Genomic DNA, 2,132 nt, shown 5'->3' on the forward strand with positions numbered 1-2,132 from the left:
CCGGTGTGGCCGGGGCCGCCTCGACCGGCGTGGGCTCCGCGATCGCCTGCACGTCGGCAGCCGTTCCCGGTGTCGTCGGTGCCGCGTCGGCGGGAGCCGAATCGGTCTCGGGCGCAGCGGTTTCCGATGTGACCTCGCCGGGCGTACCCGCTTCCGGCGACGTGGTCGCAGCACCCTTCAACGCAGCGACCGGATCGGCGCCGGTGGCCAGCGCCGACCTGGCCGCAGCCATGAAATCGGCGTCGACGCTCAGCTCACCCGATCCGCCCGCGGCCTTCTCGGCGGCCTGCTGGTCGGCCATCGCCTGCACCTCGTCGCGATGCTCGATGGCGTAGCGCAGCACCTTCCCGACCTCGTGCAGACTCGCGTCGCGCACGGCTTGGACCTGCAACTGCGGGATGTCGAACTCGTACTCGACCCGGTTCTTGATGCGCATGGCCATCAGCGAGTCCAGGCCGAGTTCCATCAGCGGGATCTCCATCGGCAGGTCCTCGACCGCGTAGCCCATCGATTCCGCGACGATCAGCGCGAGCCGCTCCTCGACGGTCTGCGTGCCGTTCGGATCCCATCGCTCGCCGAAGGTCTCCACGATCTCGATGTCGGCGTCGCTCTGCGGCTGCGCGGCGACCGCCTCGGCTGCAACAGGTTCCGGCAGCGGGGGGCCGGATGTCACCACGGCGTCGAACACCAGCCGGAAGCTGTTGCCCTCCTTGGCATGCACCTGCACCGAGGCGCCGCCGGGATGCGGGGTGAGCGTGGTGGTGAGCGTGCCCGCGGCCGGAATCGGCGCGTGCGGGATCGACGCGCCCAGCGACACGTCGCTGAGCACCTGCGCCGCCGCTGCGCGCACCAGTGCCGCGAGATCGGTCACCGAGGACGCCTGCACCTCCCAGACGTGCCTGCCGTCCGGCAGCGCGACGTGTGCGCCAGGAACCCGGCCGGTGCCGCCCGAGGACAGCTGGACCTTCGGCCAGTACTCCTTGCGCACGAACGTGGTGCGTGGAATGTCCGCGTACTCGCCCTCCCCCACAAGCGAGAACAGATCAACCTTGTGCCCGTGCACGTAGAGCTGGGCGAGCGCGGCGATCACGCCCGCCGACTCGTCCTCCTTGCGCTTGAGCGTGGGGATGAGCTGCGCGTCGTGCACACCCGCGGCGAAGGTGGTGCCGAGCACCTGCATCAGCGCGACAGAATTCGGCGCCAGCTCCAGGAATGTGGTGTGACCCGCGTCCACCGCGAGCTTCACCGCGTTGGTGAAGTACACGCTGTGGCGCATGTTCTTGACCCAGTAGTCCTCGTCGTGGATCGGGTCGTGGCCGGAGCGGAAGAACTCTTCCTTGTGCACCGTGGAGTACAGACCGGTCTTCAGCTTGCTGGGCTCGATACCGGCCAGTTCCGCGGCCAGCTCGCCGAGCAGCGGATCCATCTGCGAGGTGTGGCCTGCACCGCGGGTCTGCAGCACGCGGGCGAACTTGCCCGCCGCCTCCACCTGCGCGACGATCGCCGCGACCTGCTCCTGCGGGCCGCCGATCACCGTGTTGGTCGGCGCCGCGTACACCGCGACCTCGACATCCGGGTATTCCGGCAGCAGGTTCGCGACATCCTCGGCGCTGTACTCGATGAGCGCCATATTGCGCACGTCGTCGTCGCTGATCATCTGCTCGCCCTCGCCCATCAGGCGGGAGCGGGCGCAGATCACCCGGACGGCGTCTTCGAGGTTCATGCCACCGGCGATGTAAGCACCCGCGACCTCGCCCATGGAATGGCCCACGACCGCTTCGGGTTCCGCACCGTGCGCGCGCAGCAGCGCCGCCAGGCCGACCTGGATGGTGAAGATGCCGACCTGCGAGGTGGCCACACTGTAGTCCTGGCTGTCGTCCAGGAACAGCTCGCGCACCGAGTATCCGGCCTCGTCCTGCACCAGCTCGTCGACCTCGTCGACGGCCTTGGCGAAGATCGAGTTCTCCAGGTAGAGCTGCTTGCCCATCTTGCGGTGCTGCGCGCCGAAGCCGGCCAGCACCCACATCGGGCCGACGGCGGCGGGCGCATCGGCGGTGAACACGCCGGTGCCCGGCTTGCCCGCCGCGATGGCGCGCAGTCCGGCGACCGCCTCTTCGTGCGTCTTGGCGAGC

Annotated in this window: 1 protein-coding gene; it reads right to left on the reverse strand. The window is 69.3% G+C overall.

Features of this window, described 5'->3' with window-relative positions:
* A partial coding sequence (locus tag NA4_RS37975) for an acyltransferase domain-containing protein (protein ID WP_174553055.1) occupies positions 1 to 2,132 on the reverse strand: 2,132 nt, incomplete at both ends.

The sequence above is a fragment of the Nocardia amamiensis NBRC 102102 genome, from assembly GCF_001612745.1.
GTDB lineage: Bacteria > Actinomycetota > Actinomycetes > Mycobacteriales > Mycobacteriaceae > Nocardia > Nocardia amamiensis.